General features: G+C 64.8%; 24 protein-coding genes and 3 tRNA genes. 17 read left to right on the forward strand and 10 right to left on the reverse strand.

Annotated features, from left to right (window positions below; genetic code table 11):
* Position 1: 1 nt before the first annotated feature.
* On the reverse strand, positions 2 to 1,858 hold the full coding sequence (locus ACAM55_RS04160; protein WP_369654804.1) for a tetratricopeptide repeat protein: 1,857 nt from the start codon (positions 1,856 to 1,858) through the stop codon (positions 2 to 4).
* 72 nt (positions 1,859 to 1,930) lie between these two features.
* Here ACAM55_RS04160 and mutM point away from each other — a divergent pair, with 72 nt between their 5' ends.
* The 3 genes from mutM to mutY all read left to right on the forward strand — a co-directional run bounded on the left by mutM (position 1,931) and on the right by mutY (position 5,872).
* Entirely contained in the window at positions 1,931 to 2,743 is an 813-nt protein-coding gene (gene mutM, locus ACAM55_RS04165; RefSeq protein WP_369654805.1) for a bifunctional DNA-formamidopyrimidine glycosylase/DNA-(apurinic or apyrimidinic site) lyase, read from the forward strand.
* An 89-nt stretch (positions 2,744 to 2,832) separates the two neighbouring features.
* Positions 2,833 to 4,797 carry a dynamin family protein gene (locus ACAM55_RS04170; RefSeq protein WP_369654806.1) on the forward strand — a complete coding sequence of 655 codons (1,965 nt, stop codon included), beginning with the start codon at positions 2,833 to 2,835 and terminating at the stop codon, positions 4,795 to 4,797.
* A gap of 7 nt (positions 4,798 to 4,804) precedes the next feature.
* Entirely contained in the window at positions 4,805 to 5,872 is a 1,068-nt protein-coding gene (gene mutY, locus ACAM55_RS04175) for an A/G-specific adenine glycosylase (protein WP_369654807.1), read from the forward strand.
* Positions 5,873 to 5,983: 111 nt separating this feature from the next.
* Here mutY and rapZ read toward each other — a convergent pair whose 3' ends face one another.
* The 3 genes from rapZ to ACAM55_RS04190 are packed head-to-tail and all read right to left on the reverse strand — an operon-like array spanning position 5,984 to position 9,451.
* Positions 5,984 to 6,859 (reverse strand): RNase adapter RapZ, encoded by an 876-nt coding sequence (gene rapZ, locus ACAM55_RS04180; RefSeq protein ID WP_369654808.1) that lies wholly within the window; start codon positions 6,857 to 6,859, stop codon positions 5,984 to 5,986.
* Positions 6,859 to 8,538, reverse strand: coding sequence for a DNA repair protein RecN (recN, locus tag ACAM55_RS04185; RefSeq protein WP_369654809.1), 1,680 nt, complete (start codon positions 8,536 to 8,538; stop codon positions 6,859 to 6,861). Before recN ends, rapZ begins: the two co-directional genes overlap by 1 nt.
* A 1-nt stretch (position 8,539) precedes the next feature.
* On the reverse strand, positions 8,540 to 9,451 hold the full coding sequence (locus ACAM55_RS04190) for an NAD kinase (protein ID WP_369654810.1): 912 nt from the start codon (positions 9,449 to 9,451) through the stop codon (positions 8,540 to 8,542).
* Between the two features lie 28 nt (positions 9,452 to 9,479).
* On the opposite strand from ACAM55_RS04190, the gene hrcA reads away from it, so the two are divergent.
* From hrcA to greB, 5 genes are all read left to right on the forward strand, one after another.
* Positions 9,480 to 10,487 carry a heat-inducible transcriptional repressor HrcA gene (hrcA, locus tag ACAM55_RS04195; protein WP_055802742.1) on the forward strand — a complete coding sequence of 336 codons (1,008 nt, stop codon included), beginning with the start codon at positions 9,480 to 9,482 and terminating at the stop codon, positions 10,485 to 10,487.
* A gap of 32 nt (positions 10,488 to 10,519) precedes the next feature.
* A tRNA-Ile gene (locus tag ACAM55_RS04200) sits at positions 10,520 to 10,596 on the forward strand.
* Positions 10,597 to 10,660: 64 nt separating this feature from the next.
* Positions 10,661 to 10,737, forward strand: a tRNA-Arg gene (locus tag ACAM55_RS04205).
* A 151-nt stretch (positions 10,738 to 10,888) separates the two neighbouring features.
* Positions 10,889 to 11,335 (forward strand): hypothetical protein, encoded by a 447-nt coding sequence (locus tag ACAM55_RS04210; protein ID WP_369654811.1) that lies wholly within the window; start codon positions 10,889 to 10,891, stop codon positions 11,333 to 11,335.
* Positions 11,336 to 11,360: 25 nt separating this feature from the next.
* The gene (gene greB / locus ACAM55_RS04215) at positions 11,361 to 11,930 is read left to right on the forward strand and encodes a transcription elongation factor GreB (RefSeq protein WP_369654812.1); all 570 of its coding nucleotides are present in this window, start codon (positions 11,361 to 11,363) and stop codon (positions 11,928 to 11,930) included.
* 21 nt (positions 11,931 to 11,951) lie between these two features.
* Here the strand turns inward: greB and ACAM55_RS04220 are convergent, their stop codons facing one another.
* The 4 genes from ACAM55_RS04220 to ACAM55_RS04235 all read right to left on the reverse strand — a co-directional run bounded on the left by ACAM55_RS04220 (position 11,952) and on the right by ACAM55_RS04235 (position 16,079).
* Positions 11,952 to 14,207: a bifunctional (p)ppGpp synthetase/guanosine-3',5'-bis(diphosphate) 3'-pyrophosphohydrolase gene (locus ACAM55_RS04220; protein ID WP_369654813.1), complete on the reverse strand. Its 2,256-nt coding sequence runs from the start codon at positions 14,205 to 14,207 to the stop codon at positions 11,952 to 11,954.
* A 93-nt stretch (positions 14,208 to 14,300) separates the two neighbouring features.
* On the reverse strand, positions 14,301 to 14,504 hold the full coding sequence (rpoZ, locus tag ACAM55_RS04225) for a DNA-directed RNA polymerase subunit omega (RefSeq protein ID WP_021009011.1): 204 nt from the start codon (positions 14,502 to 14,504) through the stop codon (positions 14,301 to 14,303).
* Between the two features lie 31 nt (positions 14,505 to 14,535).
* Positions 14,536 to 15,156, reverse strand: coding sequence for a guanylate kinase (gene gmk / locus ACAM55_RS04230; protein ID WP_015867099.1), 621 nt, complete (start codon positions 15,154 to 15,156; stop codon positions 14,536 to 14,538).
* Between the two features lie 8 nt (positions 15,157 to 15,164).
* Entirely contained in the window at positions 15,165 to 16,079 is a 915-nt protein-coding gene (locus ACAM55_RS04235) for a YicC/YloC family endoribonuclease (RefSeq protein WP_369654814.1), read from the reverse strand.
* 91 nt (positions 16,080 to 16,170) lie between these two features.
* On the opposite strand from ACAM55_RS04235, the gene ACAM55_RS04240 reads away from it, so the two are divergent.
* The 7 genes from ACAM55_RS04240 (at position 16,171) to ACAM55_RS04270 (ending at position 22,126) form a co-directional block, all read left to right on the forward strand.
* A complete protein-coding gene (locus ACAM55_RS04240) occupies positions 16,171 to 17,178 on the forward strand; it encodes a serine/threonine protein kinase (protein WP_369656333.1) in 1,008 nt (335 codons plus the stop codon).
* Positions 17,175 to 18,080 carry a PP2C family serine/threonine-protein phosphatase gene (locus ACAM55_RS04245; protein ID WP_369654815.1) on the forward strand — a complete coding sequence of 302 codons (906 nt, stop codon included), beginning with the start codon at positions 17,175 to 17,177 and terminating at the stop codon, positions 18,078 to 18,080. Before ACAM55_RS04240 ends, ACAM55_RS04245 begins: the two co-directional genes overlap by 4 nt.
* A gap of 134 nt (positions 18,081 to 18,214) precedes the next feature.
* Positions 18,215 to 18,946, forward strand: a complete 732-nt coding sequence (gene rph, locus ACAM55_RS04250) for a ribonuclease PH (RefSeq protein ID WP_369654816.1) — start codon at positions 18,215 to 18,217, stop codon at positions 18,944 to 18,946.
* Positions 18,947 to 18,951: 5 nt separating this feature from the next.
* The gene (locus ACAM55_RS04255) at positions 18,952 to 19,551 is read left to right on the forward strand and encodes a non-canonical purine NTP pyrophosphatase (RefSeq protein ID WP_369654817.1); all 600 of its coding nucleotides are present in this window, start codon (positions 18,952 to 18,954) and stop codon (positions 19,549 to 19,551) included.
* 3 nt (positions 19,552 to 19,554) lie between these two features.
* Positions 19,555 to 20,814 carry a radical SAM family heme chaperone HemW gene (gene hemW, locus ACAM55_RS04260; RefSeq protein WP_369654818.1) on the forward strand — a complete coding sequence of 420 codons (1,260 nt, stop codon included), beginning with the start codon at positions 19,555 to 19,557 and terminating at the stop codon, positions 20,812 to 20,814.
* A gap of 32 nt (positions 20,815 to 20,846) precedes the next feature.
* Positions 20,847 to 20,934 (forward strand) — tRNA-Ser (locus tag ACAM55_RS04265).
* 961 nt (positions 20,935 to 21,895) lie between these two features.
* A complete protein-coding gene (locus ACAM55_RS04270; RefSeq protein ID WP_369654819.1) occupies positions 21,896 to 22,126 on the forward strand; it encodes a hypothetical protein in 231 nt (76 codons plus the stop codon).
* A 34-nt stretch (positions 22,127 to 22,160) separates the two neighbouring features.
* Here ACAM55_RS04270 and ACAM55_RS04275 read toward each other — a convergent pair whose 3' ends face one another.
* Positions 22,161 to 22,388 (reverse strand): hypothetical protein, encoded by a 228-nt coding sequence (locus tag ACAM55_RS04275; RefSeq protein WP_369654820.1) that lies wholly within the window; start codon positions 22,386 to 22,388, stop codon positions 22,161 to 22,163.
* 244 nt (positions 22,389 to 22,632) lie between these two features.
* On the opposite strand from ACAM55_RS04275, the gene ACAM55_RS04280 reads away from it, so the two are divergent.
* On the forward strand, positions 22,633 to 22,923 hold the full coding sequence (locus ACAM55_RS04280; protein WP_369654821.1) for a hypothetical protein: 291 nt from the start codon (positions 22,633 to 22,635) through the stop codon (positions 22,921 to 22,923).
* A 221-nt stretch (positions 22,924 to 23,144) separates the two neighbouring features.
* On the opposite strand, the gene ACAM55_RS04285 is transcribed toward ACAM55_RS04280, so the two are convergent.
* Positions 23,145 to 23,540 carry a hypothetical protein gene (locus ACAM55_RS04285; RefSeq protein WP_369654822.1) on the reverse strand — a complete coding sequence of 132 codons (396 nt, stop codon included), beginning with the start codon at positions 23,538 to 23,540 and terminating at the stop codon, positions 23,145 to 23,147.
* 943 nt (positions 23,541 to 24,483) lie between these two features.
* On the opposite strand from ACAM55_RS04285, the gene ACAM55_RS04290 reads away from it, so the two are divergent.
* Positions 24,484 to 25,785 (forward strand): HlyD family efflux transporter periplasmic adaptor subunit, encoded by a 1,302-nt coding sequence (locus ACAM55_RS04290; RefSeq protein WP_369654823.1) that lies wholly within the window; start codon positions 24,484 to 24,486, stop codon positions 25,783 to 25,785.
* Positions 25,786 to 25,826: the final 41 nt, after the last annotated feature.

Here is a 25,826-nt window from a genome sequence, read left to right on the forward strand (position 1 = left end):
GTCACGGCTTGACCCGCAAGCGCTTGAGCGTCTCCTGCAGGGTCTCGTTCTCGGCGTCGCTCAGGAGGGCTTCCTTCCAGATCGTGACCGCGCGGTCCTTCTGGCCGGTGGACCAGAGCACTTCGCCAAAATGCGCACCGATTTCCGGGTCGGGCCGGGTCTTGTAGGCGGCCTCGAGAATGCGGATGGCTTCGGTCGTGTTGCCCAGCCGGAATTCCACCCAGCCCAGGCTGTCGGCAATGAAGGGGTCTTCAGGTGCCAGCTGCACGGCTTTCTGGATCAGCGTGCGCGCCTCGTCGAGCCGGATCTTGCGATCTGCGAAGGAGTAGCCGAGCGCGTTGTAGGCGTTCTGGTTCTCGGGCTTGAGCTCGATCAGCCGGCGCAGCAGCCGCTCCATTTCGTCCAGGCGGTTCAGCTTTTCGGCCACCATGGCCTGGTCGTAGACCAGGTCGCTGTCGTTGGGGGCAGCGGCGGACGCCTGGGCCAGCATGTCGTAGGCGGCCTGGTATTGCTTGGCGTCGCGCAGCAACTGCACTTCGGCCAGGAATTTCTGCTTCTTGTCCTCGGCCGTGCGCTCGGGCAGGCCGCGCACGATTTCGCGTGCCTGGGGCAGCTTGCCCTGGCGCGCCAGCAGGCCCGCGCGGCGCGTCTGCGCAACAACCAGTTCGTCGGTGCTGTCGACGCGCGCAAGCCAGCGCTCTGCGGCCGTGAAGTCCTTGCGGCGTTCCGCCAGCTGCGACAGAACGAGGTACGCCTGCGTGGTGCCACGCTGGCGATCTTCCGCATCTTTCTGATTGGCCGCCAGATCGACATAGCGCTTGAGCGACGTTTCGGCCGCCGCGTCCTGCCGGGCCTGGGCCTGGAGGCTGCCGAGCAGCAGCCAGGGCTCGGCCAATTCGGGCCGGGCAGTGGTGAGCACCTGCAATTGCGCAGCGGAATCGGTGTAGCGGCGGTTTTCGACCAGCACGCGTGCGTAGGCGATGCGCAGGTCGGGCGGTGCCTTGGGGTTGTTGGCCAGATAGCGCGTGACGATCGGTTCTGCGAGCGGCTGGCCGGGGTCGATCATTTCGAGCGCCAGTACGGCCGGGGCGTCGGATGCGGGGTCGAGCTGCTGGCCCTTGAACGCGGCGTCCACTGCGCCGGAGGTGTCGCCGGCATTCAGGCGCAGGCGGCCGACGGTCGCCCAGGCAAGGCCACCGGTGGTGGGGCTCTTGAGCTCATCGGCCAGTGCCTGCTCGACCACCGACGCGGCCAGCTTCTTGTCGGAGGCGCGCGAGTAATTGCGGGCGATCACTGCCATCAGCATCGGCCGCTCGATCTGCGGCGTGGCCGCGATCTCGGCGCGCAGCGGCGCGACGGTTTCACTGATGCGGTTCAGCGCAATCAGGATCTGAAGCTCGATGCGGCGTGCATCGCGCGAATTGGGCAGCGTTTCCTGCCATGCACGGGCGGCCGCAAGCGCCGCGTCGCCGGAGCGCGATTGCAGGGCGATTTCGACCGCGCGCTGGAACAGCTTGCCGTCTCGCAGCCGCCGGGCCGCGTCGAGCACCAGCGCATAGCCCGATCCGGGATCTCCGGAGCGCGTGGTCATCTCGCCCATCAGGATTTCGTAGAACAGTTCCGCAGTCAGGGCCGAGGGTTGTGCGGCGGGTTCGCTGGCGGACTTCGCGTCGGTTGACTTTGCGGCGGCCGGTGCCGGAGCGGGCCTCGTTCCCGGCCGGGATGGCGTCGGCCGCTCGACGATGGGCGCCGGACTCCTGGGCGCGGCGGGGTCGGGCGTTTGCGCTTGAACGGCGCAAGCCAGCAAGACGAGGGACGCGACCGCCGCAAGGCGGTGTCGGCGGAGCGATGGAATCATCGAACCATAATAATCCAAGCTTTTGAGCGAGCATCTCGTGGGGCTTCGTCGCAGCCCGGAGATTTCAATTTCATGCCTGAGCTTCCCGAAGTCGAAGTGACGCGGCGCGGTTTTGCCGAACGCATCGCCGGTGCGCGCATCGATGCGGTCCGCATCGGCAAGCCCCTGCGGTGGGCGCTGATGGTCGCGCCCGAGGCGCTGGCCGGGCGCCGGGTGCTGCAAGTGCGCCGGCGCGGCAAGTACCTGCTGATCGACCTGGACCGCGGGCTGCTGCTGCTGCACCTGGGCATGTCGGGCAGCCTGCGCTTCGATGCGGCGCTTCCCGCGCCCGGTGTTCACGATCACTTCGATCTGGTCACCGATCGCGGCACGTTGCGGCTCAACGATCCGCGCCGCTTCGGTGCCGTGGTCTACGTGGAGGACGAGTCGGCGCCCTGGGCCGTCAAGCTGCTCGGCGGCCTTGGCATGGAGCCGCTGGGCGACGCGTTCGACCTGGACGCGTTTCATGCCGGCCTTCGCAAGCGCCGGACCGCAGTGAAGCAGGTGCTGCTCGCGGGCGACGTGGTGGTGGGCGTCGGCAACATCTACGCCTCCGAGGCGCTGTTCCAGGCGGGCATCCGCCCGACGCTTTCGGCCGCGCGCATCAGCCGGCCGCGGGCGGCCAGGCTTCATGCGGCGGTGCGCGAAATCCTGGCCAGGGCGGTGGAGAAGGGCGGCAGCACGCTGCGCGACTTCTCCAATGTCGATGGGCAGAACGGCTACTTCCAGCTCGAAGCGACGGTCTACGGCCGCGCCGGCGAACCTTGTCGGGTCTGCGCAACGCCGATCCGGCAAGTGCGCCAGGGGCAGCGTTCCACTTACTATTGCCCAAATTGTCAAAAATAGTGTTCCAACGCCCGCGTTCGAATATCCTGCAAACGGTTGCTCCACAGCTTGCGATGCTATATTTGTAAGTTGTTTCTTACATATTCCCTTTGAGCCGCTCTTTCAATCAACAACTCGATCAGCACGGTGCCTGGCGAAGCAATTTTGCGCATCGCCTGCAGTGGCTGACCCGCTGGCTGACCGAAAACGAGCTGCTCGACCAGGCCGTGGCCGAGCGCCTGCGCGGCCTGGAGCTGCAGATCCGCAACAGCAAGGTCATGGTCGCCTTCGTCGCCGAGTTCTCGCGCGGCAAGTCGGAGCTGATCAACGCGATCTTCTTCGCCGGCTACGGGCGGCGCATCATGCCGGCCAGCGCGGGGCGCACGACGATGTGCCCGACCGAACTGGGCTATGACGCCGCCCAGGCCCCCAAGCTGCGGCTGCTGCCGATCGAAACGCGCCTGGAGCCTCATTCGCTCACGCACTGGCGCGAAAAGCCCACGCGCTGGACCGAAATCGCGATCGACGTGGAGAACGCCGAGCAGCTGGCCCAGGCCATGGGCAAGGTGGCCGAGGTGCGCTGGGTCAGCAAGGACGAGGCGCACGCCCTTGGCTTCTGGAACGAAGAGACGCCGGACGACAACCCGGTGCAGGACGCAGAAGGCCGGGTCGAGATTCCGCGCTGGCGCCATGCCATCCTGAACATGCCGCATCCCTTGCTGGAGCAGGGGTTGGTGATCCTCGACACCCCGGGCCTGAACGCGATCGGCGCCGAACCCGAACTCACGGTGAGCCTGATCCCGCAGGCCCATGCCGTCGTCTTCATCCTGGGCGCAGAAACCGGGGTGACGCGCTCCGACCTGTCCATCTGGCGCGAGCACCTGGTCACCGAAAGCGAAGGCAGCGACACGCGCTTCGTGGTGCTCAACAAGATCGACACCATGTGGGACGCGCTCAGTACGCCCGCGCAGATCGAGATGCAGATCGAGCGGCAGCGCGAAGTGGCAGCCAAGTTTCTCGAGGTTCCGCTCATGCAGGTGCTGCCGGTGTCGGCGCAAAAGGGCCTGCAGGCAAAAATCCAGCACGACGCGCGACTGCTCGACGCCAGCCGCCTGCCGGCACTCGAAACGCTGCTCGCCGAAGGCGTGCTCGGCAAACGCGAAACCATGCTGCGGCTTGCCGTGGACGCAGGCATGGTGGCGCTGCGGGTCGAGGCCGAGCGCATCCTGAAGGTGCGCCAGCGCGATCTGTCGGAGCAGGCGCTGGAACTGCAGGGCCTGCGCGGCAAGAATATTTCGGTCATCCGCCACATGCGTGGTCGCATCGACCAGGAGCAGACAGAGTTCGAGGGCAGCAACACGCGCATCCTGGCCCTGCGCTCGGTGCAGGGCAAGCTGCTGCGCGAGGTGTACGCCGTGCTCGGCCGCACCGCGCTCAAGGCCGACATGGTGCGGCTTTCGGGCGCGCTCAAGCGCCCGGGCATCAAGCTCAACGTGCGAAAGGTGTACGGCGAAACCTTCGACTCGCTGCGCAACAACCTGCGCGAAGTGCAGGCGACCACGGCCGAGATCCAGTCGATGCTGCACGCCACCTTCCGCCAGCTCAACGCGGAGCAGGGCTTCACCTTGCAGGCACCCGCCGAGCCGGACCTGACCAGCTTCGAACAGGAGCTGAGCCAGATCGAACGCAGCCACATTCACTACCTGGGCGTCGGCAATCTGCTGAAGCTGGCCCAGGCCGATTTTTGCGACAAGCTCGTGCGTGCACTCGCAAGCCGGCTGAGGCTGGTCAACGAAGCCGCAATGACCGAGGTCGAGCGCTGGAGCAAGGGCGCCAGTGCGCAGATCGACGCGCAGCTGAAGGAGCGCCGCCGCAACTTCACCAAACGCATCGAGGCGATCGAGCGCATCCAGAGTGCGGCCGGCAACCTCGACGAGCGCCTGCTTGAGCTATCCGCGCAGGAGAGCAGCCTGGCCGAGTTGCATGTCCGGCTGCAGGAATTCACTTCGATGATCACTCAACAGGGAAGGCCGGTCGCCGCGGCCGCCGCCATCGGCGAACTGCGTGCGGCCTGATCGTCCGGTGTCCACTGCGGCCACGGAACTGCAGGGACCCGCTGCTTTCGCCCAGCGCATCGTCGACTGGCAGCGCAGCCACGGCCGCAGCGAGCTGCCGTGGCAGAACACGCGGGATCCCTACCGCGTCTGGCTGTCGGAGATCATGCTCCAGCAGACCCAGGTCTCGACCGTGCTCGGATATTTCGCGCGCTTTCTCGAACGCTTTCCGGCCGTGTCAGCCCTGGCTGCGGGCACCGAGGACGAGGTGTTCGGCCTCTGGAGCGGCTTGGGCTACTACAGCCGCGCGCGCAACATGCACCGCTGTGCACAGGAGGTGGTGGCCCGCTTCGGCGGCGAGTTTCCGCGCACGGCCGCCGAACTCACGACTTTGCCCGGCATCGGCCGCTCCACCGCGGCAGCGATCGCGGCTTTCTGTTTCGGAGAGCGGGTCGCGATTCTCGACGGCAACGTGAAACGCGTGCTGACGCGCGTGCTCGGCTTTGGCGGCGACATGTCTTCGTCTGCGCAGGAGCGCGCACTGTGGGACCAGGCCACGCAGCTCCTTCCGCCGGCCGAGCAGAAAGAGGCCATCGCGAGCTATACACAAGGGGTGATGGACCTGGGCGCGACGGTCTGCCTCCCGCGCAAGCCGAGCTGCACGATCTGCCCGGTGAACACGACCTGCATGGGGCTGAGAGAGGGGCAGCCCGAGCGCTACCCGGTCAAGACCCGCAAGCTGAAGCGCAGCGCCCAGTCGCTCTGGGCGTTGCTGGCGCGAGATGCAGAAGGCCGTATCTGGCTGGAGAAGCGGCCCGAGAAGGGCATCTGGGCCGGGCTCTATTGCCTGCCGGTGTTTGAAAGCCGCGAAGAGCTGCTTGCCGCGCTGCCCTCGTCCGAGCAGCGCCACGCGCAAGACCTGCAGCCCTTCGTGCACGTGCTGACCCACAAGGACCTGCACCTTCATCCGGTGCTGCTTCGCAGCGGCGGCCAACTGCAGGGCGATGCCGCGCGCTGGGTGGATGCCGAAGAGTGGGGCCGCCTGGGGCTGCCGGCGCCCGTGCGCAAGTTGCTTTTGGAGAGCAGCGCAAGTTAGCGTACTGGCTCCTTCGTGGAACACCGAGGAGCCGGATTTGCCGGGCCTCTGGTGTTGCCCCCGGTAGGGGAGGGAGAAGCGACACGAAGTGCGCGTAACCTGGGGGCGAGCTTAAGTCGCGTCGAGTTCCCGGTGCCGCTTGAGGGCGCCCCAGCGGGTTCCGAATGCGCGCGCCAATTGTTCGACCAGGAATACCGAGCGGTGCTGGCCGCCCGTGCAGCCGATGGCCACGGTCACGTAGCTGCGATGGTCTCGCGCCAGCGCATCGAGCCAACGCGAAAGAAATTGCTCGATGTCGTCGTACATGCGCGCCACGTCCTCGTGCTCGCGCAGCCATTCGACCACCGGCGCATCGCGGCCCGTGAGCGGGCGCAATGCGGGCACGTAGTGCGGATTGGGCAGCATGCGCACGTCGAATACGAAGTCGGCGTCCAGCGGCACGCCGCGCTTGAAGGCGAACGACTCGAACACCAGCGTCAATGCGCTCGGCGGCGCCGAGATCAGGGCCTTGATGTAGCTCTGCAGCTGGGCCGGCCGGATGAGGCTGGTGTCGATCACGTCGGCGCCGTCGCGCAAATCGGCCAGCAGCTCGCGCTCGAGTTCAATGGCCTGAACCAGCGCGCGCTCCTGCTCGGGAGCGTCGGTGCGTCCCTCGAGGCGCGAAAGCGGATGGCGCCGGCGGGTCTCCGAATAACGCCGCAGCAACGCGTCGGTGGTCGCGTCCAGAAAAAGCGATCGCAGCGAGACGCCGTCATTTCGCAAGGCATCGAGTTGCTGCGGGACGATCGGCAGCGACACGCCGCTGCGCACGTCCATCGCAATGGCGACGCGCGTGGCCTGCTGTTCGTGCTGCAGCGCGATGAAAGGGGTCAGCAACTCGGGCGGCAGGTTGTCGACGCAGTAGTAGCCGGCGTCTTCCAGCGCATGTAGCGCCACCGACTTGCCTGAGCCGGACATGCCCGTGATGAGCACCAGGTCGAGGTCCATCACATCGCCGCCGAAGTCTTGTGGCCCAGCATTTCGCGGGCATGCGCCAGCGAAGTCTGCGAAAGCTTCTCGCCGCCGAGCATGCGGGCGATTTCGCGGGCGCGATTGTCGTCGTCGAGCCGCGAAACACCGCTTTCGGTGCGCGGGCCGTCCTGGCCGGCCGCGGTCGTCTGGCGCTTGGCCACCACCAGGTGGTGATCGGCGCAGGCGGCCACTTGCGGCAAATGGGTCACGGCCAGGACCTGGCGGTCGCGGCCAAGCTGTTTCATGAGACGCCCCACGGTCTCGGCCACGGCCCCGCCGACGCCGGCATCGACCTCGTCGAAGATCAGCGTCTGCGCGGCGCCAAGCTGGCTCGTGGTCACCGCGATGGCCAGGGCGATGCGGGAGAGCTCGCCGCCCGAAGCCACCTTGCCGATGGGGCGGGGCGTGCTGCCGGGATGGCCGCTCACGAGAAAGGCAACGTCTTCGAGGCCGGCGCGGCCCGGCTGCGCCAGCGGCTGCAGCGCGACTTCGAAACGGCCGCCTTGCATGCCAAGCCCCTGCATGGCCCGCGTGACCGCCTCGGCCAGGCGCGGTGCCGCTTGCTTGCGCGATTTGGCGAGCGCCTTGGCTTCCTTCATGTAGCCCTGCTCGGCGCTTTGCTCGGCACGCTCCAGCCCTTCGAGGTCGCTTTGCGCATCGAGTGCCTTCAGCTCGGCCTGCCAGCCGGCCAGCAGCGCCGGCAGGTCGCCGGGCGTGCGTTTGTAGCGGCGCGCCAGCGACATCCAGAGCCCCATGCGCTCGTCCAGCTCGGCGAGGCGCTGTGGATCGGCTTCGGCGTCGCGAAGGTACCCGTGCAGCGAATGCGCGGCGTCGGAGGCCTGTGCCACGCTGGAAGCCAGCACCTCGCCAAGGGCGCGGAATTCAGGCTCGATGTGCTCGCAGTTCTGCAGCAGAGTGACGGCGCGAGACAGCGCTGCGAGGGCGCCGCTGTCGTCGTCTTTCAGCGCCTGGCTGGCACCTTGCGCCGCATCGATCAGCGCCTGTGCGTTGGAGACGCGGGCATGGTGGGTCGAGAGCTCTTCCCACTCGCCCTCGGCGGGGGCCAGCTTCATCACCTCGGCAATCTGCCATTGCAGCCGCTCGCGCTCGCGTTGCAGCGAATCTTGCGCCGAGCGCGCGTGGTCGAGCGCGGAGAGTGCTTGCCGCCAGGCTTGCCAGGCCGTGTCCAGCGCATCGGTGCGCACGCCGGCATAGGCGTCGAGCAGGCCGCGCACGGCCTCGGGGCGCGTCAGGCTCTGCCACGCATGCTGGCCGTGGATGTCGAGCAGGCGGTCGCCAAGCTCGCGCAGCTGCGTCGCCGTGGCCGGGCTGCCGTTGATCCAGCCGCGGCTTCGGCCTTGCAGATCGACCGTACGGCGCAGCAGCAGGGCGTCGCCGGTTTCGAATCCGCCTTCGTCGAGCCAGGCTGCAAAGGCCGGATCGGCATCGAACTCGGCGCTGACATCCAGCCGCTCGGCGCCTTCGCGCACCGAGCTCGCGTCGGCGCGGTTGCCGAGCGCCAGCTGAAGCGCGTCGATCAATATCGACTTGCCCGCGCCGGTTTCCCCGGTCAACACCGTAAAGCCGGTGGACAGATCGAGTTCGAGTGATCGCACGATCACGAAGTCGCGCAGTGCGATGCGTCGCAGCGCCATCTCAGGAGCCCCCTTCGTTCCAATGAAGTTTCTTGCGCAGCGTGTCGAAATAGCTCCACCCGCGCGGATGCAGAAAGCGCACCCGGAAGTCGGAGCGGCGCACCACCACGCGATCGCCGATGGCGAGGGACGCCAGCGATTGCATGTCGAAATTGGCGCTGGCGTCGCGCCCGGCCACCAGTTCGATCACGATCTCGTCGGCATCGGGCAGCAGCACCGGGCGGTTCGAGAGCGTGTGCGGTGCGATGGGCACCAGCACCCATCCCGGCACCGCAGGGTGCAGCAGCGGCCCGCCGGCCGACAGCGCATAGGCTGTAGAGCCCGTGGGCGTTGCGATGATCAGGCCGTCGGCGCGCTGGTTGGCCACGAAATGCCGGCCGACAGACACGCGCAGCTCGACCATGCCCGACGTGGCGCCGCGGTTCACCACCACGTCGTTCATTGCCAGCGCGTCGAAAACCGACGCGCCGTCGCGCATGACCTGCGCATGCATGAGGCTGCGGTGGTCTTCCTCGTACTCGCCGGCCAGCATCGGGATCAGCGTGGCCTGGTAGTTGTCGAGCGGAATATCGGTGATGAAGCCGAGCCGCCCGCGGTTGATTCCGATCAGCGGAATGCCGTAGCACGCCAGCTGCCGGCCGATGCCCAGCATGGTTCCGTCGCCTCCCACCACAAGGCCGAGGTCGCAGCGCTGGCCGATTTCATCGACGCTCAGCGATTGGTAGCGGCCGCCGACGTTCGCGTCCGCATCGGCTTCGTCGGCCGCAGACTTTTCTACGAACACCTCGCACCCCTGAGATTCCAGGAATGCTCCGATATCTTCCATGACGCCGTCGCGCGCGTCTGCCTGCGCCCGGGCGCCTGAAGCCTGGTATTTGCCGATCAGCGCAACGTGACGAAAGCGGGAAGTCATCTACAAATTACAACACTAAAATCTTGCAATGCTGGACGACCGTGCCAAGTTGCTCCTCAAGACGCTCGTCGAGCGTTACATCGCCGAAGGCCAGCCGGTCGGGTCGCGGACTTTGTCGCGCGCGCCCGGGTTGGACCTGTCCCCCGCGACCATCCGCAACGTGATGTCGGACCTGGAGTCGCTGGGGCTGATTGCCAGCCCGCACACCTCGGCCGGACGCATTCCCACCGCTCGCGGCTATCGGCTTTTCGTCGACACCATGCTCACGGCGCAGCGCGAGCAGATGAGCGCACCGAGCCTTGCTCCCGACCAGCCGCAGAAGGTGATCGCCAACGCGGCCAACCTGCTGTCCAACCTGTCGCAGTTCGTCGGCGTTGTCATGGCGCCGCGGCGCGCCTCGGTGTTCAAGCAGATCGAATTCCTGAAGCTTTCGGACCGGCGGCTGCTGGTGATCATCGTCTCGCCCGACGGCGACGTGCAGAACCGGGTGATCTTTCCGGAGGCCGACTATTCGCAGTCGCAGTTGGTGGAGGCATCGAACTACATCAATGCCCACTATGCGGGCCTGACCATCGAGCAGGTGCGCGACCGGCTCCAATCCGAAGTCGAAAAATTGCGCGGCGAGATTGCAGCGCTCATGCAGGCGGCAGTGAATGTCAGCTCCGAGGTGCTCACCGAGGCGCAAGAAGACGACGTCGTGATTTCCGGCGAGCGCAACCTGCTCTCCGTGACTGATTTTTCGAGCGACATGGGACAGTTGCGCCGTGCTTTCGAGCTGTTCGAGCAAAAGGCACAACTGATGCGGCTGCTCGACGTGTCGAGCAAGGCAGAAGGTGTTCGCATTTTCATCGGCGGCGAGAGCCAGGTGGTGCCGTTCGAGGAGCTTTCCATCGTCAGCGCCAACTACGAAGTCGACGGGCAGGTGGTGGGCACCCTCGGCGTCATCGGGCCGACGCGAATGCCCTACGAGCGCATGATCCAGATCGTCGACATCACCTCCCGGCTGGTCAGCAATGCGCTGAGCCACCGCAAGTAGGCAGCGCCGCGAATAGAATCATGGCCTCTCGTGGGCCGTTAGCTCAGTTGGTTAGAGCAGCGGACTCATAATCCGTTGGTCGATGGTTCAAGCCCATCACGGCCTACCACTTGGCATTCATTTTCTGACTTGGTTCGCCGGGGGCAAAAATGGATGCTATAATCGATAGCTGTGCGGCTGTAGCTCAGTTGGATAGAGTACTTGGCTACGAACCAAGGGGTCGTGGGTTCAATTCCTGCCAGCCGCACCACTCTCTTGAATGGCCTGGAAGATTTAGATCTTCCAGGCCATTTTCTTTTGGGTAATCGCAGCCGGTGCCGCCGTGGTCAAGGCGCGAAGAGAAGGCACGCTCATGCGCCTGGGGCTAAAGTTCAGCCCAGTCATACAACGCGCAACGCACCATGAGCATTTCGGCAAAGCGGCTTGCACTCCAATTCCTCATGCTGTCTTCGGCAGCAGGCGCGGCATCGGCAGGAACCATCACCTGCGTCCCGGGCGCAAGCAGCGGACCGGCGTTGCCTTTCAACTGGGTGCGCCGAATTTCAATCGACGAGCACTCTCGCACTGTCAACCTCGACGTCGTGCGTTCCCGAACAAAAGACACGGAAACCATGGGCAAGATGAGGGCCGATCTGGTGGGCATGGACGAGAGCCAGTCTGGGGAACCGGTTTATGTTTTCAACTCCATTCCCACGGTCGGAACCGAGGTCACGCACCTTTTCAAGCTGTTCAAGGCGAGCGAGTGGCGCCTTGTCAGCGCCGGCGTTGCTTTCGCGAACAAGGTGCCTGCGCTGAGGGCGGTCGAGCAAAGCGTGGTCTTCGACTGCAAGCGCTCGGACCTGGGTTGAGAAAAGCAGCTTGGGAGCTTCTATCGTGAGCAAAGCATTCACCAAGGAAACCGACGCTGACGGCGACGACGATGGCGGCGACAGCACCGCCCCCGCATTGCCCAGCGGCAGCAAGAACTACATGACGCCTGCCGGCTATGCCCGGCTGCGCGACGAATTGCTCCAGTTGATGGACGAAGAGCGCCCCAAAGTGGTGGAGGCCGTGCATTGGGCTGCCAAGAACGGCGATCGCTCGGAGAACGGCGACTATCTCTACGGCAAGAAACGCCTCAGGGAAATCGATAGGCGCATTCGCTTTCTCACCAAGCGGCTCGAGATCGCGGAGGTCACCGATCCCTCGGTGCACCACGGCAGCGATCAGGTTTTCTTTGGTGCCACGGTTCGCTATGTCGACGAGACTGGCGACGAGCGCAGCGTGACGATCCTGGGCATCGATGAAGCCGACAGCGCCAAGTCGCAGGTCAGCTGGATTTCCCCGATCGCGCGGGCGTTGCTCAAGTCACGCGAGGGCGACGTGGTGAAGCTCGTCACGCCGGGCGGCGCGCACGAGGTCGAGTTGCTGCAGGTCAGCTATCCGGCTCCTGATCCGGCATAGCCATTCAACCCTACGGTTTTTTCAGGCCGCGGGTACCGTGCGCGCGGCGGTCAGCACCGAAGCGGTACGCCGCGCAGCGCGCAATACGGCGTCGAGGTGGGTGCGGTCGCGCACGGCAATCACGAAGCGCAGGTCGGTCGAATCCTGCGGCGTTTCGTCGGCCATTTCGACATGCGTGATGTCGGCTTCGGCGTCCGCCAGGGTCGCGGCCACGCGGGCTAGCACACCCTTGTCGTTGCGCACAGTGATGACCACGCCGGTCTCGAAGGCGCGGGTCGGTTCGTCCGCCCATTCGACCGCGAAGAAGCGTTCGCTGTCCTTGTGACGCAGGCGCTGGCCGACACCGCAACTTTCGGTGTGCACCACCAGGCCTTCGCCATGCCCGAGGTAGCCGACGATCTCGTCGCCGGGGATGGGCCGGCAGCACAGCGCAAAGCGGACCGACGAGTTCTCGCTGCCGTCCAGCGTGACGGCGCCCTGCGAGATGGTTTCGTGCGAAATGAAGCGTTCGCGGCTCAGCAGCAGCGCATCCGGCCGCTCGCCCAACTCGGACAGCATGGCCACCAGGCGCTTTGCCACGATGCTGGCAATCCGCTTGCCCAGGCCGATGTCGGTCAGCAGTTCGGCGCGGGTGCGGTTGCCGGTGAAGCGCAGCAGCTTTTCCCACAGCGCCTCGTGTTCGTCGTCGTCGGCCGGCAGCTTGCTGAGGCCTTCGGCGCGCAGTGCCTGGGCCAGCAGCTTTTCGCCCAGGCCTTCAGATTCGGCATGGGCCAGTGTCTTCAGGTAATGGCGGATCTTGGAGCGCGCCCGCCCGGTTCGCACGAAGCCGAGCCAGGCTGGGTTGGGCGTCGACACGGGGGCTGTAATGACCTCGACCACGTCGCCGTTCTTGAGCTCGGTGCGCAGCGGCACCTGGTCGCCGTTGATGCGGGCGGCCGAGGTGTGGTCGCCGATGTTGCTGTGGATGGCGTAGGCGAAGTCGACCACCGTGGCGCCGCGCGGCAAGGCCAGAATCTGGCTCTTTGGCGTGAAAACATACACCGCATCCGGAAAGAGGTCGACCTTGACGTGGTCCCAGAACTCGGCGGCATCGCGGGTTTCGTCCTGGATGTCGAGCAGCGACTGCAGCCACTTGGTGCCGAGCCTGTCGTTGCCGGCCGCATTCGGCTCCGCGGCCTTGTAGAGCCAGTGTGCCGCGACGCCCGATTCGGCCACCACGTGCATGGCCTCGGTGCGCAGCTGAAACTCCACGTTCACGCCGGCTGGGCCCACCAGCGTGGTGTGCAGCGACTGGTAGCCGTTGAGCTTGGCAATGGCGATGTGGTCCTTGAACTTGCCCGGCAGCGGCTTGTACATCTGGTGCAGGATGCCCAGGCCGGTGTAGCAGGCGATCACGTTCGGCACGATCAGGCGAAAGCCGTAGATGTCGGTCACCTGGGCAAAGCTCAGGTGTTTTTCTTCCATCTTGCGGTAGATCGAATAGAGCGTTTTTTCGCGTCCCGCAATGCGCAGCGTCATGTTGGCGTTGGCAAAAGCGGTCTCGACCTCGCGCTGCACCTTGTGGATCAGGTCGCGGCGGCGCCCCCGTGCCTTGGCCACGGCCTTCGACAGGGTGGCGTAGCGCCAGGGCTTCAAGTGCCGGAACGACAGCTCCTGCAGTTCGCGATAGGTCTGGTTCAGCCCCAGCCGATGCGCGATGGGCGCGTAGATTTCGAGCGTTTCGCGCGAAATGCGGGCCCATTTTTCACGCGGCGCATCGTCGAGCGTGCGCATGTTGTGCGTGCGATCGGCCAGCTTGACCAGAATGACGCGCACGTCGCGCGCCATGGCCAGCAGCATCTTGCGGAACGATTCGGCCTGATTCTCTTCGCGGGTATTGAACTGCAGCTTGTCCAGCTTGGTGAGCCCGTCGACCAGCTCGGCCACCGGGGCTCCAAAGCGCTCGATCAGTTCCGGCTTGGTGACCCCGCAATCCTCGATGGCATCGTGCAGCAGGGCGGCCATCAGCGCCTGGGCGTCGAGCTTCCATTCGGCGCATTGCGCCGCCACGGCAATGGGATGGGTGATGTACGGTTCGCCGCTGTTGCGCAGCTGGCCCAGGTGGGCCTCGTCGGCAAAGCGGTAGGCGCGGCGTACCAACTCCGTGTCTTCGGAACTCAGATAATCGAGGCGTGCCGTCAAGGCGGCAAAGCTCGCGGCGGCCGCATTCAGCGCCGCCGGGCTAGGCTTCGGCGTGCCCGAAGGGGCATGGGACTGATGTTTGGCAACCGCGCTCATGGCTACCACTTTAGCGTGACCGCTGTATTGACGCGTCCAGACGTAAAAAAAGCACCGCTTTGCGGTGCCTTTTCGTTGCAGGGGGGCGTCAGATCAGCCCGGTACCTTCTTGAGCATTTCGATGCCGATCTTGCCTTCGGCGATCTCGCGCAGGGCGGTCACCGCCGGCTTGTTCTTGCTCTCGATCTTGGGCGCGTGGCCTTGGCTCAGCATGCGCGCACGGTAAGTGGCGGCCAGAACCAGCTGGAAGCGGTTGGGGATCTGAAGCAGACAATCTTCGACGGTGATGCGGGCCATGATGAGAATCTTTCGGTCGGTGAGCAGGAAATCAGGGGATGTTCAGGGCGGCGAATGTGTCGGCACGTGCGCGGCGCTGTGCAGAATACCGAAGCCGCTGAGCGTGGACGATCGCCTTGAGATCGAAAAGCGCGCGCTCAAATAACTCGTTGATTATAACGAAGTCGAATTCCCCCGCCCGGGCCATTTCTTCCGCGGCATTCTTGAGCCGCAGTTCGATGACCGCGGCGCTGTCTTCGCCGCGCCGTTCCAGCCGCGAGCGCAATTCTTCCCAGCTGGGCGGCAGGATGAAGATCATGACCGCGTTGGCAAAGGTCTTGCGAATCTGGATGGCGCCCTGGAAGTCGATCTCCAGGATGACGTCGGCCCCCTGGGCGATTCGCTCCTCGATGGCTTTCTTGGAGGTGCCGTACCGGTGGCCGTGCACGTGGGCCCACTCCACGAAGCCGTCGGCGGCGATCATGGCGTCGAATTCCGACGGCGAGGTGAAAAAGTACTCCCGGCCGTGCTTTTCCTGCCCGCGCGGTGGCCGCGTGGTGTGGGAAACCGAGGGCTGGACGGCCGTATCCAGTTCCATGAGCGCCTTGACCAGGCTCGACTTGCCGGCACCACTCGGTGCCGCGACGACAAAAATATTGCCTGGATAGTCCATTCGCTCGCTCATTCGATGTTCTGTACCTGTTCGCGCATCTGCTCGATCAGGACCTTCATGTCCACGCCAATGCGGGTGAGCTCCAGCGCGGCCGATTTGGAGCCCAGTGTATTGGCCTCGCGGTGCAGTTCCTGGATCAGGAAGTCCAGCCGCTTGCCGATTTCGCCGCCCTTCTTGAGCAACCGCTCGATTTCGTCGAGGTGCGAATTCAGGCGTGTGAGCTCTTCCGCCACGTCGATGCGGATGGCAAAGGCGGTGGCCTCGTTCAGCGCCCGGTCCTGGGCGGCCTCGGGCAGGGTGCCGCCGGTCAGGCCCATGGCCTCTTGCCAGCGCTCCAGGAAACGTGCGCGCTGCTGCTCGACCAGTTGGGGAATCAGCGGGCCGGCCTGTTCGACCAGCGTGCGCAATTGGGCCAGATGGGCTTCCAGCATCTTGGCAAGCCGTGCGCCTTCGCGCTGGCGGGCGGACATCAGGGCGTCCAGCGCCTTGCCGGTCACCTCGAGCAGGTCGCTGCCCCAGTCGCCACGGGCAGCGCTGTCGCCGCCCGCAAGGCGCAGCACGTCGGCCACGCTCAATTCGCGGGCGCTGGGCAGCCAGGCCTTGATGCCGTCCTGCACGCCGTTCAGCCGCTGCAGCAGCTTGACGGAGGGTTCGACGACACCTGCCTGCGCGGTGTTCTCGATGGCGGCCCGCACTTCGACCTTGCCGCGCTTGAGCTTGCCGGTGAGCAGCTCGCGCAGCGCGGTTTCATGCTGGCGCAGTTCCTCCGGCAATTTGAAGGTGAGATCGAGGAAGCGGCTGTTGACCGAGCGTATCTCGACCCCGAGTCGTCCCGCGGCGGTAGGCCGTGCTTCGGCTTCGGAGTGGCTGCCAACGGGGCCGTTCTGGCCACTGGCATAGCCGGTCATGCTGTAAACTGGCATTGCGCCTCACTGTGGTTTTGCTTGCATGCACCGAGGCGTCGGCATGGCGTTCGCTTGCCGCACCATCGCCTTCGGGCGAAACTCCCGGATTATGTCAAAGGTCAAGCCTTCGCCCCTGCTGCCCGATACGGTCATTGGCGGTTACCGCATCGTTCGCCGGCTTTCCGCAGGCGGTTTTGGCGTTGTCTATCTCGCCATAGACCCCGGCGGACAGCAGGTTGCCATCAAGGAATACCTGCCGTCTTCGCTCGCCACGCGCGGGCCGGGCGAGCTCACGCCCGAGGTTCCGCCCGAAAAGCTCTCCCTCTACAGGCTCGGTCTGAAGAGCTTTTTCGAGGAGGGCCGCTCGCTCGCGCAGATCTCGCATGCCTCGGTGGTGAGCGTTCTCAACTTTTTCCGCGAGAACGAAACCGTCTACATGGTCATGAACTACCTGGAGGGTGCGACCCTGCAGGACTTCGTGGTGACCGCGCGCGACCTGAAAAGGCCCAAGGTTTTCCGGGAATCGACCATCCGGTCGCTTTTCGATGAAATCCTGCGGGGCCTGCGCATCGTTCACCAGTACAAGATGCTGCACCTGGACATCAAACCCGCCAACATCTTCGTCACCGACGAAGACCGCGCGGTATTGATCGATTTCGGCGCCGCCCGCGAGGTGCTCAGCAAAGAGGGCATCTTCATCCGGCCGATGTACACCCCCGGCTTTGCCGCCCCCGAGATGTACCGGCGCGATTCGTCGATGGGCCCCTGGACCGACATCTACGCCATCGGCGCCTGCATTTACGCCTGCATGCAGGGCTACCCGCCCAACGACGCTCCGCGCCGCATCGAGAAAGACCGGCTCAGCCTGTCGCTGTCGCGCCTGCGCGGCGTGTATTCGGACAACCTCATCGAAGTGGTCGAGTGGTGCATGTCGCTCGATCCGCTCTCGCGTCCGCAATCGGTCTTTGCGCTGCAAAAAGAACTGAGCCGCGAAGGCGAGCGGCGCTACACCAAGCTCACCGTTGGCGAAAAGGTGCGGCTTTCATTCGACAACATCCGCTCCTTCGACAAGAAAGCCCTGCCCAGGGCGGCGGCACCTACGACGCGTCCGGCATGAAATTCTCGGTATTCCAGGTCAGCCGCAAGGGTGGCCGTCTCAAGAACGAAGACCGCATGGGCTACTGCTACACGCGGGAGTCGGGCCTTTTCGTGCTGGCCGACGGCATGGGCGGCCACCCCGAGGGCGAGGTGGCGGCCCAGCTGGCATTGCAGACCATCGCGGCGCTCTATCAGCGCGAAGCGCGACCCACCGTCAAGGACGCCAAGGCCTTCCTGGCCGAATCGGCCATGGCCGCGCACCAGCAGATCATGCGGTACGCCAGCCACAAGGCCATGCTGGACACGCCGCGCACCACCGTCGTCGCGGCCCTGCTGCAGGGCACCACGGCCACCTGGATGCATTGCGGCGACTCGCGCCTTTACGTGGTGCGCGACGGTCGCCTGCTGACCCGCACGCGCGACCATTCGCACGCCGAACGCCCGCGCCCGCAGGGCTCGGACATGCCGGTCAACCGCAACCTGCTGCTCACCTGCCTGGGTTCGCCGACCACGCCGCTGTTCGATATTTCGGCGCCGCTGCAGCTGCAGCGCGGCGACCGCATCATGCTGTGCTCGGACGGCGTCTGGGGCGTGCTCGACGATGCCGTCATCGTGCACACGCTGTCTTCCGACAAGCCGGTGTCCGATGCCGCGCCCGATCTTGCCGAAATGGCGCTTCGCAAGGGCGGCGCCCACAGCGACAACGTGACGCTCATCGCGCTCGAATGGGAAATGCCCGATTCGACGCGCGAAGAGCGCGGCGTTTCCACCGAGACCATCGACGACGGCGTTTTTGCGTCCACCATCCAGGCCGGCATGCCCTCCGACGGCGAGATCGAGGACATGGACGAAGACGCCATCGAGCGCTCGATTGCCGAAATCAACGAGGCCATTCGCCGCTCTGCGGCAAAGAAGATTTGATATCCGGGCGTGCCGCGCATTGCGTGGCTGCCCACCCTTTTCAAGGCGGTCTTCACCCGCGCAGCCGGCAACGCCGGCGCTGCGGCGCGGCTGGCCGATGAGTTCCGTTTCATTCCCACGTACCCCTCACAAAAATGACTGCTTTCACACGAAGCGCCGGCCGTGCCGCCGACCAGCTGCGCCCGGTGCGCATCACCCGCGGTTTCACCATCCACGCCGAAGGTTCGGTGCTCATCGAATTCGGCCAGACGCGCGTGCTGTGCACCGCCTCGGTCGAAGAGCGCGTGCCGCCGCACAAGCGCGGCAGCGGTGAAGGCTGGGTCACGGCTGAATACGGCATGTTGCCGCGTGCCACCCACACGCGCAGCGACCGCGAGGCCGCACGCGGCAAGCAAAGCGGCCGTACCCAGGAAATCCAGCGCCTCATCGGGCGCTCGATGCGCGCCGTGTTCGACCTGGCCGCGCTCGGCGAACGCACCATCCACCTCGACTGCGACGTGCTGCAGGCCGACGGCGGCACCCGCACCGCGGCCATTACCGGCGCATTCGTCGCCGCGCAAGACGCCGTCAACAAGCTGCTCGCCGCCGGCACGCTGGCCGCTTCTCCCATCAAGGGCCACGTGGCCGCCATCTCGGTGGGCATCGTCGGCGGCACCCCGCTGCTCGACCTGGAATACACCGAAGACTCGGCCTGCGATACCGACATGAACGTCGTCATGACCGGCGCCGGCCATTTCGTCGAAGTGCAGGGCACTGCCGAAGGCGCGGCGTTCTCGCGCGACGAGATGAACATCCTGCTCGGTCTGGCCGAGAAGGGCATCGGCGAACTGATCGTGCTGCAGCAGCAGTCTTTGCTTTCGAAGTAACTGCGATGAAACTGGTTCTGGCTTCCAACAACGCCGGCAAGCTTGCCGAACTCCAGCAACTGTTTGCGGAGTTGTCGGTGACGCTCGTGCCCCAATCGGCATTGGGCGTGGGCGAGGCCGAGGAGCCGTTTCGCACCTTCGTCGAAAACGCGCTGGCCAAGGCGCGCCATGCCAGCGCCGCGACCGGCCTGCCCGCCATTGCGGACGACGCCGGGCTTTGCGTCGACGCCTTTGGCGGCTTGCCGGGCGTCGATACAGCGTTCTATGCCACACAGTTCGGCTATGCCAAGGGCGACGCCAACAACGTCAAGGCCCTGCTCGAGCAGCTCGACGGCGTGGTCAACCGGCGCGCCGCACTCGTCAGCACGCTGGTCGCGCTGCGCGGGCACGACGACCCCGAGCCCCTCATCGCCGTCGGCCGCGTGGTCGGCGAAATCACCAAGGCGCCCATTGGCGACAACGGCTTTGGCTTCGATCCCGTCATGTACCTGCCCAGCTTCGGCAAGACCTTTGCGCAGCTGCCGCCCGAGGTGAAAAATGCCAACAGCCACCGGGGCCAGGCGGCAAAAGCCATGCTGGCCCTGATGCGCGAACGCTGGTTCTGACCGATGGCCACTGTCGTTCCCATTCAGCCCGCGCAGCCCACCGGCGCGCCGCAGGCCAACGACGTGCTGCACTGGATGCGGCCCGGCCCGCTGCAGCTTGCGGCGCTGCCGCCGTTGTCGCTCTACATCCACCTGCCCTGGTGCCTGCGCAAGTGCCCTTATTGCGACTTCAACTCGCACGAGTGGCGAGCCACCAGCGAGGCCGAGGCCCAGGGCATTCCCGAAGCCGCCTACCTCGACGCGCTGATTGCAGACCTCGACGCCGCGCTGCCGCTCATCTGGGGCCGCACCGTCCACACCATCTTCATTGGCGGCGGAACGCCAAGCCTCTTTTCGCCCCAGGCCATCGACCGTCTGCTGGGCGACGTGCGGGCGCGTCTCAAACTGGCGCCCGAGTGCGAGATCACGCTCGAAGCCAACCCCGGCACCTTCGAGCGCAACCGCTTTCGCGCCTACCGCAGTGCGGGCGTCACACGCCTGTCGGTGGGGGTGCAGAGCTTCAATGACGAGCACCTGAAGGCATTGGGCCGCGTGCACGACCGCGCACAGGCCATTGCCGCCGTCGAAGAAGCCGCGAGCGCTTTCGACACCTTCAACCTCGATCTGATGTACGCCCTGCCGGGCCAGACGCTCGAGGGCCTGGATGCCGACCTGACCCAGGCGCTGGCGCTCGCGCCGCCGCACATCTCGGTGTACCACCTCACCATCGAACCCAACACCTGGTTCGCCAAGTTTCCGCCGGCCTTGCCCGAAGACGACGTGGCCTACGCCATGCTCGACCGCATCACCGAGCGCACCGCCGCCAGCGGCATGTCGCGCTACGAAGTTTCGGCCTATGCGCGCAGCGGCCACACCTGCGCGCACAACCTCAACTACTGGCAGTTTGGCGACTACCTTGGCATTGGCGCCGGCGCCCACAGCAAGCTGAGCTTTGCCCATCGCATCGTGCGGCAGGTGCGCTTTCGCGAACCGCGCCTGTACATGGACAACGCCCGCGCAGGCGCCGCCGTGACGCAAAGCGAAGAAGTCGCGCTGGCCGACCTGCCGTTTGAGTTCATGCTCAACGCGCTGCGCCTGAAAGAAGGCTTCACGCTGCCCCAGTTCAGCGAGCGCACAGGGCTGGCCATGACCAGCATCCAAAAAGGGATGGAAGAAGCCGAGCGCAAGGGCCTCATCGCGCGCGACCTGCACCGCGTGTGGCCCACCGAACGCGGGCTGGATTTTCTGAGCGACCTGCAGACGCTTTTCCTGCCCGAGGCTTGAGGGCCGAGCGTCAGCATAAAATCGACGGTTCCGGAGAGTTGGGTGAGTGGTTTAAACCAGCAGTCTTGAAAACTGCCGACGAGAAATCGTCCGTGAGTTCGAATCTCACACTCTCCGCCAGAATCAATCTGAGCAAGTTTCCAAAAGTCCCGCGCAGTTCATGCGACGGGACTTTTTTCTTCACCCTGAAGAAGACCTGTGAGGCTCGGTGCGGACCGTACGATCCTCCGCGCGCGCCGCTGGAACTGAATCGCCTTGGCGTCCCTAGACACTTTTGAGCCGTTGGAAATGGCGTCGCTCGACAGCACTCGGCTCGCTGACCCGATGGCGGCGGCCCGACATGGTTACCCCATCCTCCGGGTCCCCGCGCGCTGCGGTGCCGTTTTTACAGGCATAACGTCGCGGCGCAGGCAGGACAACGCTCTCCGGCGATGCGCACATGCTTATCCACCGTCTTATCCACTGCATTGGTGAAGAACTCGCCCTCTGTCATGGGTGCATCGGAGGGTGGCGTCAAGCAAAGTTGCACACATTTGGTAATAGCGATCAGCGATAACTGGCAAGGCAAGCCGGAAAGCCATTGAGATTCAAATGGGCGTGCGTTCGCCCGCGACCCGACATCCTGGCTGTTTTCTCAAACAACAAAGCCTCCAGGCTTTGGGCACTGCAGGCTTTGAGGGGTCTTCTCGGCGGGCTTGGGTGGTTCGGCTCGCACCGCGCTGTCGTGCGTTGCAGTTGAGAAAACACTACCGGTCCTGTTGGGACTCGGTGGTGTGATCTTCGTCCAACTCTGGAAGTCCGAAAAGCGTGGCGGGGTAGCCTAGAGCCGCATTGGTCGAGAAAAAATGCTGCTACAAATGCAACAAATCAGAAGACGGCCCCAGTACTGAATACGAAAGGTGAAGGAGTCCCAGCTTTCGCCATTGCTCGAAAGTTGGAACGGTGAGCGTGGCAAGTGCAATCTGGGCCGTCTCCCGCGGTGCCCGGTCAGCAGCCAGCGGAAAGAGCACTGCAAAGCCAAGTTCGTTGATCCAGGCATGTTCGGCGGAGAGGTCGGCAGCTCTGGATAGATCCCTTGACCATGAACGCCGACCAGCACCCGCTGATGTCGCGCATGCCGCTCCCCGAACAAGACAAGCGCTCGGTGATCCCGCTTGATGTGCACGAGTTCGACCTCTGGCTGGCCGGCACCATCGAGGAGGCGAAGAAGTTGGTGAAGCTGGCCGCGGTGGAGGAGCTATTTGACGCCAGGCCGGCGCCGGCCTTGGTCGCCGAGTTTGGGAAGCCCGAACCCGAAGCCGAAAACGGCTGAGGCCTGGGCGAAGTGCGGGCGCGGCCTTCGCGCGCTACAAGGCCCTGTCTATCCCGCCCACTCCTGGCATGGTGAAGGCCAGCGCGACGCTGGCCAGCTCAGCCACTTTGCGTGGATCGATGGTCATACCGATCGGCAGCAGATCTTCTGCCAGCGCATAGATGAGCTCGTAATCAGCGCTCCCCGCGCAGAACTCGTGGCAAGCCCGGCCAAACTCATTAATCCAGGCATCTTCGACGGAGGAGTCGGCATTGGGTTTCATGAGTGGCATGGCTAGTTTCCAAATGAATCAAGTGGAATTAAATGCTACTTTAGTGCACAAGACCTCCGCAAGAGGGGCTTCCTTGCTTCTGCGGTCTGGGTAGGTCCTTTGAGCTACAGGGTCGCTGGCTGGCGTCCGACAGGCGCCAGTCAGGGCAGCGGCATATCGTCACGCTCTCCATCGAAGGAGCGATGCGAGCAAGCGCCAATCTCGATCAGAAAGCGCATCGAACGAGGTAACGGCTATGCCCCTGTTCTATTTGCTGAGCCTGCAGCATGTCACCCTGCCCAAGGTGGTGACCAGACCCGAAGACGTCCAGCATGTGAGCGTCCTTAAAGCGACCGGTCTCATCGAAGCGGAGATTGCGTCCGCATCGGACTCGGCCGGCAAGTACAACGTCGCCCGAACAGCCACGGTGATACGCATCACCGAGGAGGGCATCGCGGAAATCAACAGGATGCTCAACGAACCTCGGCGAATGGGCAGGACGCTGCAACTCGTCCGGAACAGGATGCGGAGTTCCTCGCTGAGTTGAACGCTCGTTTAAGTTGCCACTGCCGGCTCAGCGCGGCCATCCGCGATCGCCCCGGGGAATCGGTCACCCCGCGCTCGCAGTCGATGCGAAATCATGGCATTGGCGTGGTATCTCGCCGGCTAAGTGGTTGTCGTGCGAGAAATGTCGCTCTCACACTCTCCGCCAAATCTGCCACTTCGCGCAACAGCACTTCGAAGCGCCGGCCGCCCAATCTCGCCCCGCTACTCAAACCGTATCTCAGCCACCGTAGGCGCATTCGGCTCCCTGGTGTTGGCATTCGCGATGGCGCCGTCCTTTTCGTTCCGGAACCAGTAGCGGCACCCGGTTCGAGAAACCATCGTCACGCACATCGAGCCGTCGGGGTTGATAAACCACTTGCCCGACGCACGGCCAGGGCCGCTTCGATTGGCAAAGTCGACGCGGCCGTCCGAGTAGAACTGCCAGCGCGAGACCATGCCGGTCGAAAGATTGTTTGAAACGATGGGCTTGCCGATCAAGGTGCTCTCGATCTCGGCCCTGCTTAGAAACACGCGATCATGGGCTGGCGCTGGCTCCTCGGAAATCGCGGGAACGGCTGCAACGCACAGCAGCGTGGGGATGGCGTAACGGGTGAACATGACATGCCCTTTTGACGTTGCGTAGTCGGCGGGCGTTCAGCCGTGCGTGTACATACGCCCGGTTGGCCTGTCGGTAATGCCTGATGGCGTTACATGACATTAACTAAAAAGCGCTACATCTCTGTGCGCTGGTTCCGGTCCGCGCACGCGAACGAGGCTGCTTCTTCCTGCGCTCCAAGCCACGCCAGGAGGCTGTGGCCTGAGCTCGACTCGGGAAAGGCGGCGTTCTTTTTCGGCGATGGCACGACCTGTACTCCGTTGGCTCCCCGGCAAGGTGACCGAAGTGCGTTTTGGGGTGCCCCTCGCAAGCGCGTTGGCAAGGCGCCGGCGACGGGGGGAAAGCACTATGAAGCCAACTTGGCAGTCGCTTGTATTGCGCTGTGTCGTGCGTACGGCGCTTGTAAACGGCACCTCGTGAAGCTCCTCGACGCCGGCGGGAAGCACGCGCCTGCGCGGAGGCCGCGGAACGGCCCGCTGGCAGCTTTTCCTCGGCCTCGGCGTTGCCTAGATCCGTCAGAGTCGCACGGGTTGGTTACTGGATATGTTCGGCCGACCCAGATCGCGGCTGCTGCATCCCGATGGTTGGTTTTCTGCACACCGGCGCTTTTTGAAGACGCTACCTGGAGGGCTGGCTGGGCAGCCTTGAAACCAGCGGCCTTTGCCTGCCAGACGAGGCCTTTCGTTGTCAACTGCGACAAATCCGACGCCGGCGTAGGACCTTCGCTCGACCGAATGGTCGGTCAGGATGTGAAGTCCGCACATCTTGTTGCTTACCGAAGCAGTGTGAATTTGCCTTTGGACGTACCTTCGTATTGCACTGCAGCATTGCGGACGCGGCGGCCCTCGAGGCGCCGGCAGCTCCGCCGGGCTACAGGCGATTTCCCTTTCATTCATGGATGTTGCGCCGATCCCCGGTGCACGCCTTCGCATCAAGAGGTGGGGTATGCGTGTGTCGAAACTGCCTTCATTTGTTTTTCCCCGCGGCGATCGCCGCACTGGCAGCGCGAGGACCCGGCGGGTTCCGCGCGCGCCTCATCGAGGCCGGCAGGCGGGTGCCTTTGTTCCCAAGCTGGCGGCCTATGCGCTCTTGGCCTTCGTGCTGTGGCTGATGGTGGCAACGCTGGTCCAGCCACTGTTGTCTTCGCAGGCCACCCGGGCGGTGCTGCAGGCGCCGGTCGGCCTGATCACGTCGCCGATCAACGGCGTGGTGTCGCAGATGGTGGTGCATGCGCGAGACACCGTGGAGGTCGGCACTGTCGTGGCCACGGTGCGCAACCCGACCGTCAGCCAGGAAATTCTCACCACGCTGCGCTCGCAGCACCTCGCGCTGCAAAGCCAGTTGGCGCAATTGGGCAACCAGTTCAAGGCCGACAACCAGGAGATGAGGTCGGTCGGGCAGGAGGCCACGGTTCACCGCGAGGCTTCCGTGGCCCAGGCCTGGGAGGCCTGGCAGATTGCGCGACGCCAGCGCGACGTGGCGCACAGCATGGTCGAAGAGCAGGAGAACAAGGTCAAGACCAACCAGGCCTTGCTGGAGCAGGGCGCGATCAGCGAGCAGGTGATGAACGCGTCGATGGCGCAGCTGAACACGGCGCGTGCCAATGCGTCGGTGGCGGAGCAGGCCTTTGCCGGTCAGGCGCAGACCGTGGCCAGCGCGGGGCAGGGCGCGTTCGTGGGCACGGGGGGCAACAGCCTTTTCCAGACGCTCGCAAGCCGGCGCGAGGTACTGCGCAACAGCGTCGGCCGCGCCCAGCAGGACGGCGCCGCCATCCTGCAGCAGCTCAAGCAGGTCATCCAGCTCGAAGACGAGGAACGGCGCCGGGTCGAAAAATTGTCTTCCTTTGAAATCAAGGCGGCGCAAGCAGGGCTGGTTCACTCGGTGCTCGCGCCCGAAGGCGCGTACGTCACGGCGGGTGCCTCGCTGGTGCGCGTGACCGACTGCAGCCGACTCGGCGTGGTGGCAGTGTTTCCGGCGCGGGTGGCCAAGCGCCTGAGCATCGGCTCGACGCTCGACGTGACCTTGACCGAAAACGGCGCCGCGGTGCCGGCGCGCGTGGAGCAGTTGCTGCCCGTGGCGTCGGAAGAATTGCAGAGCACCTACAGCGTGCCGTTCCCCTTCGCCGAGCAGGGCTCCATCTACGCGGTGGCGCGCATCGAGGCCAAGGATGTGTCGTCGGCCGCAACCGCGGCGAGCAGCAACCTGTGTGCGCCCGGCAAGGTGGTGACGGCCAGCCTCAAGTCCTGAGCACGGGCACCGACAGACGTAACGCTCGCTTCGAAAGCAAA

Origin of the sequence: Variovorax sp. V213, assembly GCF_041154455.1 — a bacterium.
GTDB lineage: Bacteria > Pseudomonadota > Gammaproteobacteria > Burkholderiales > Burkholderiaceae_C > Variovorax.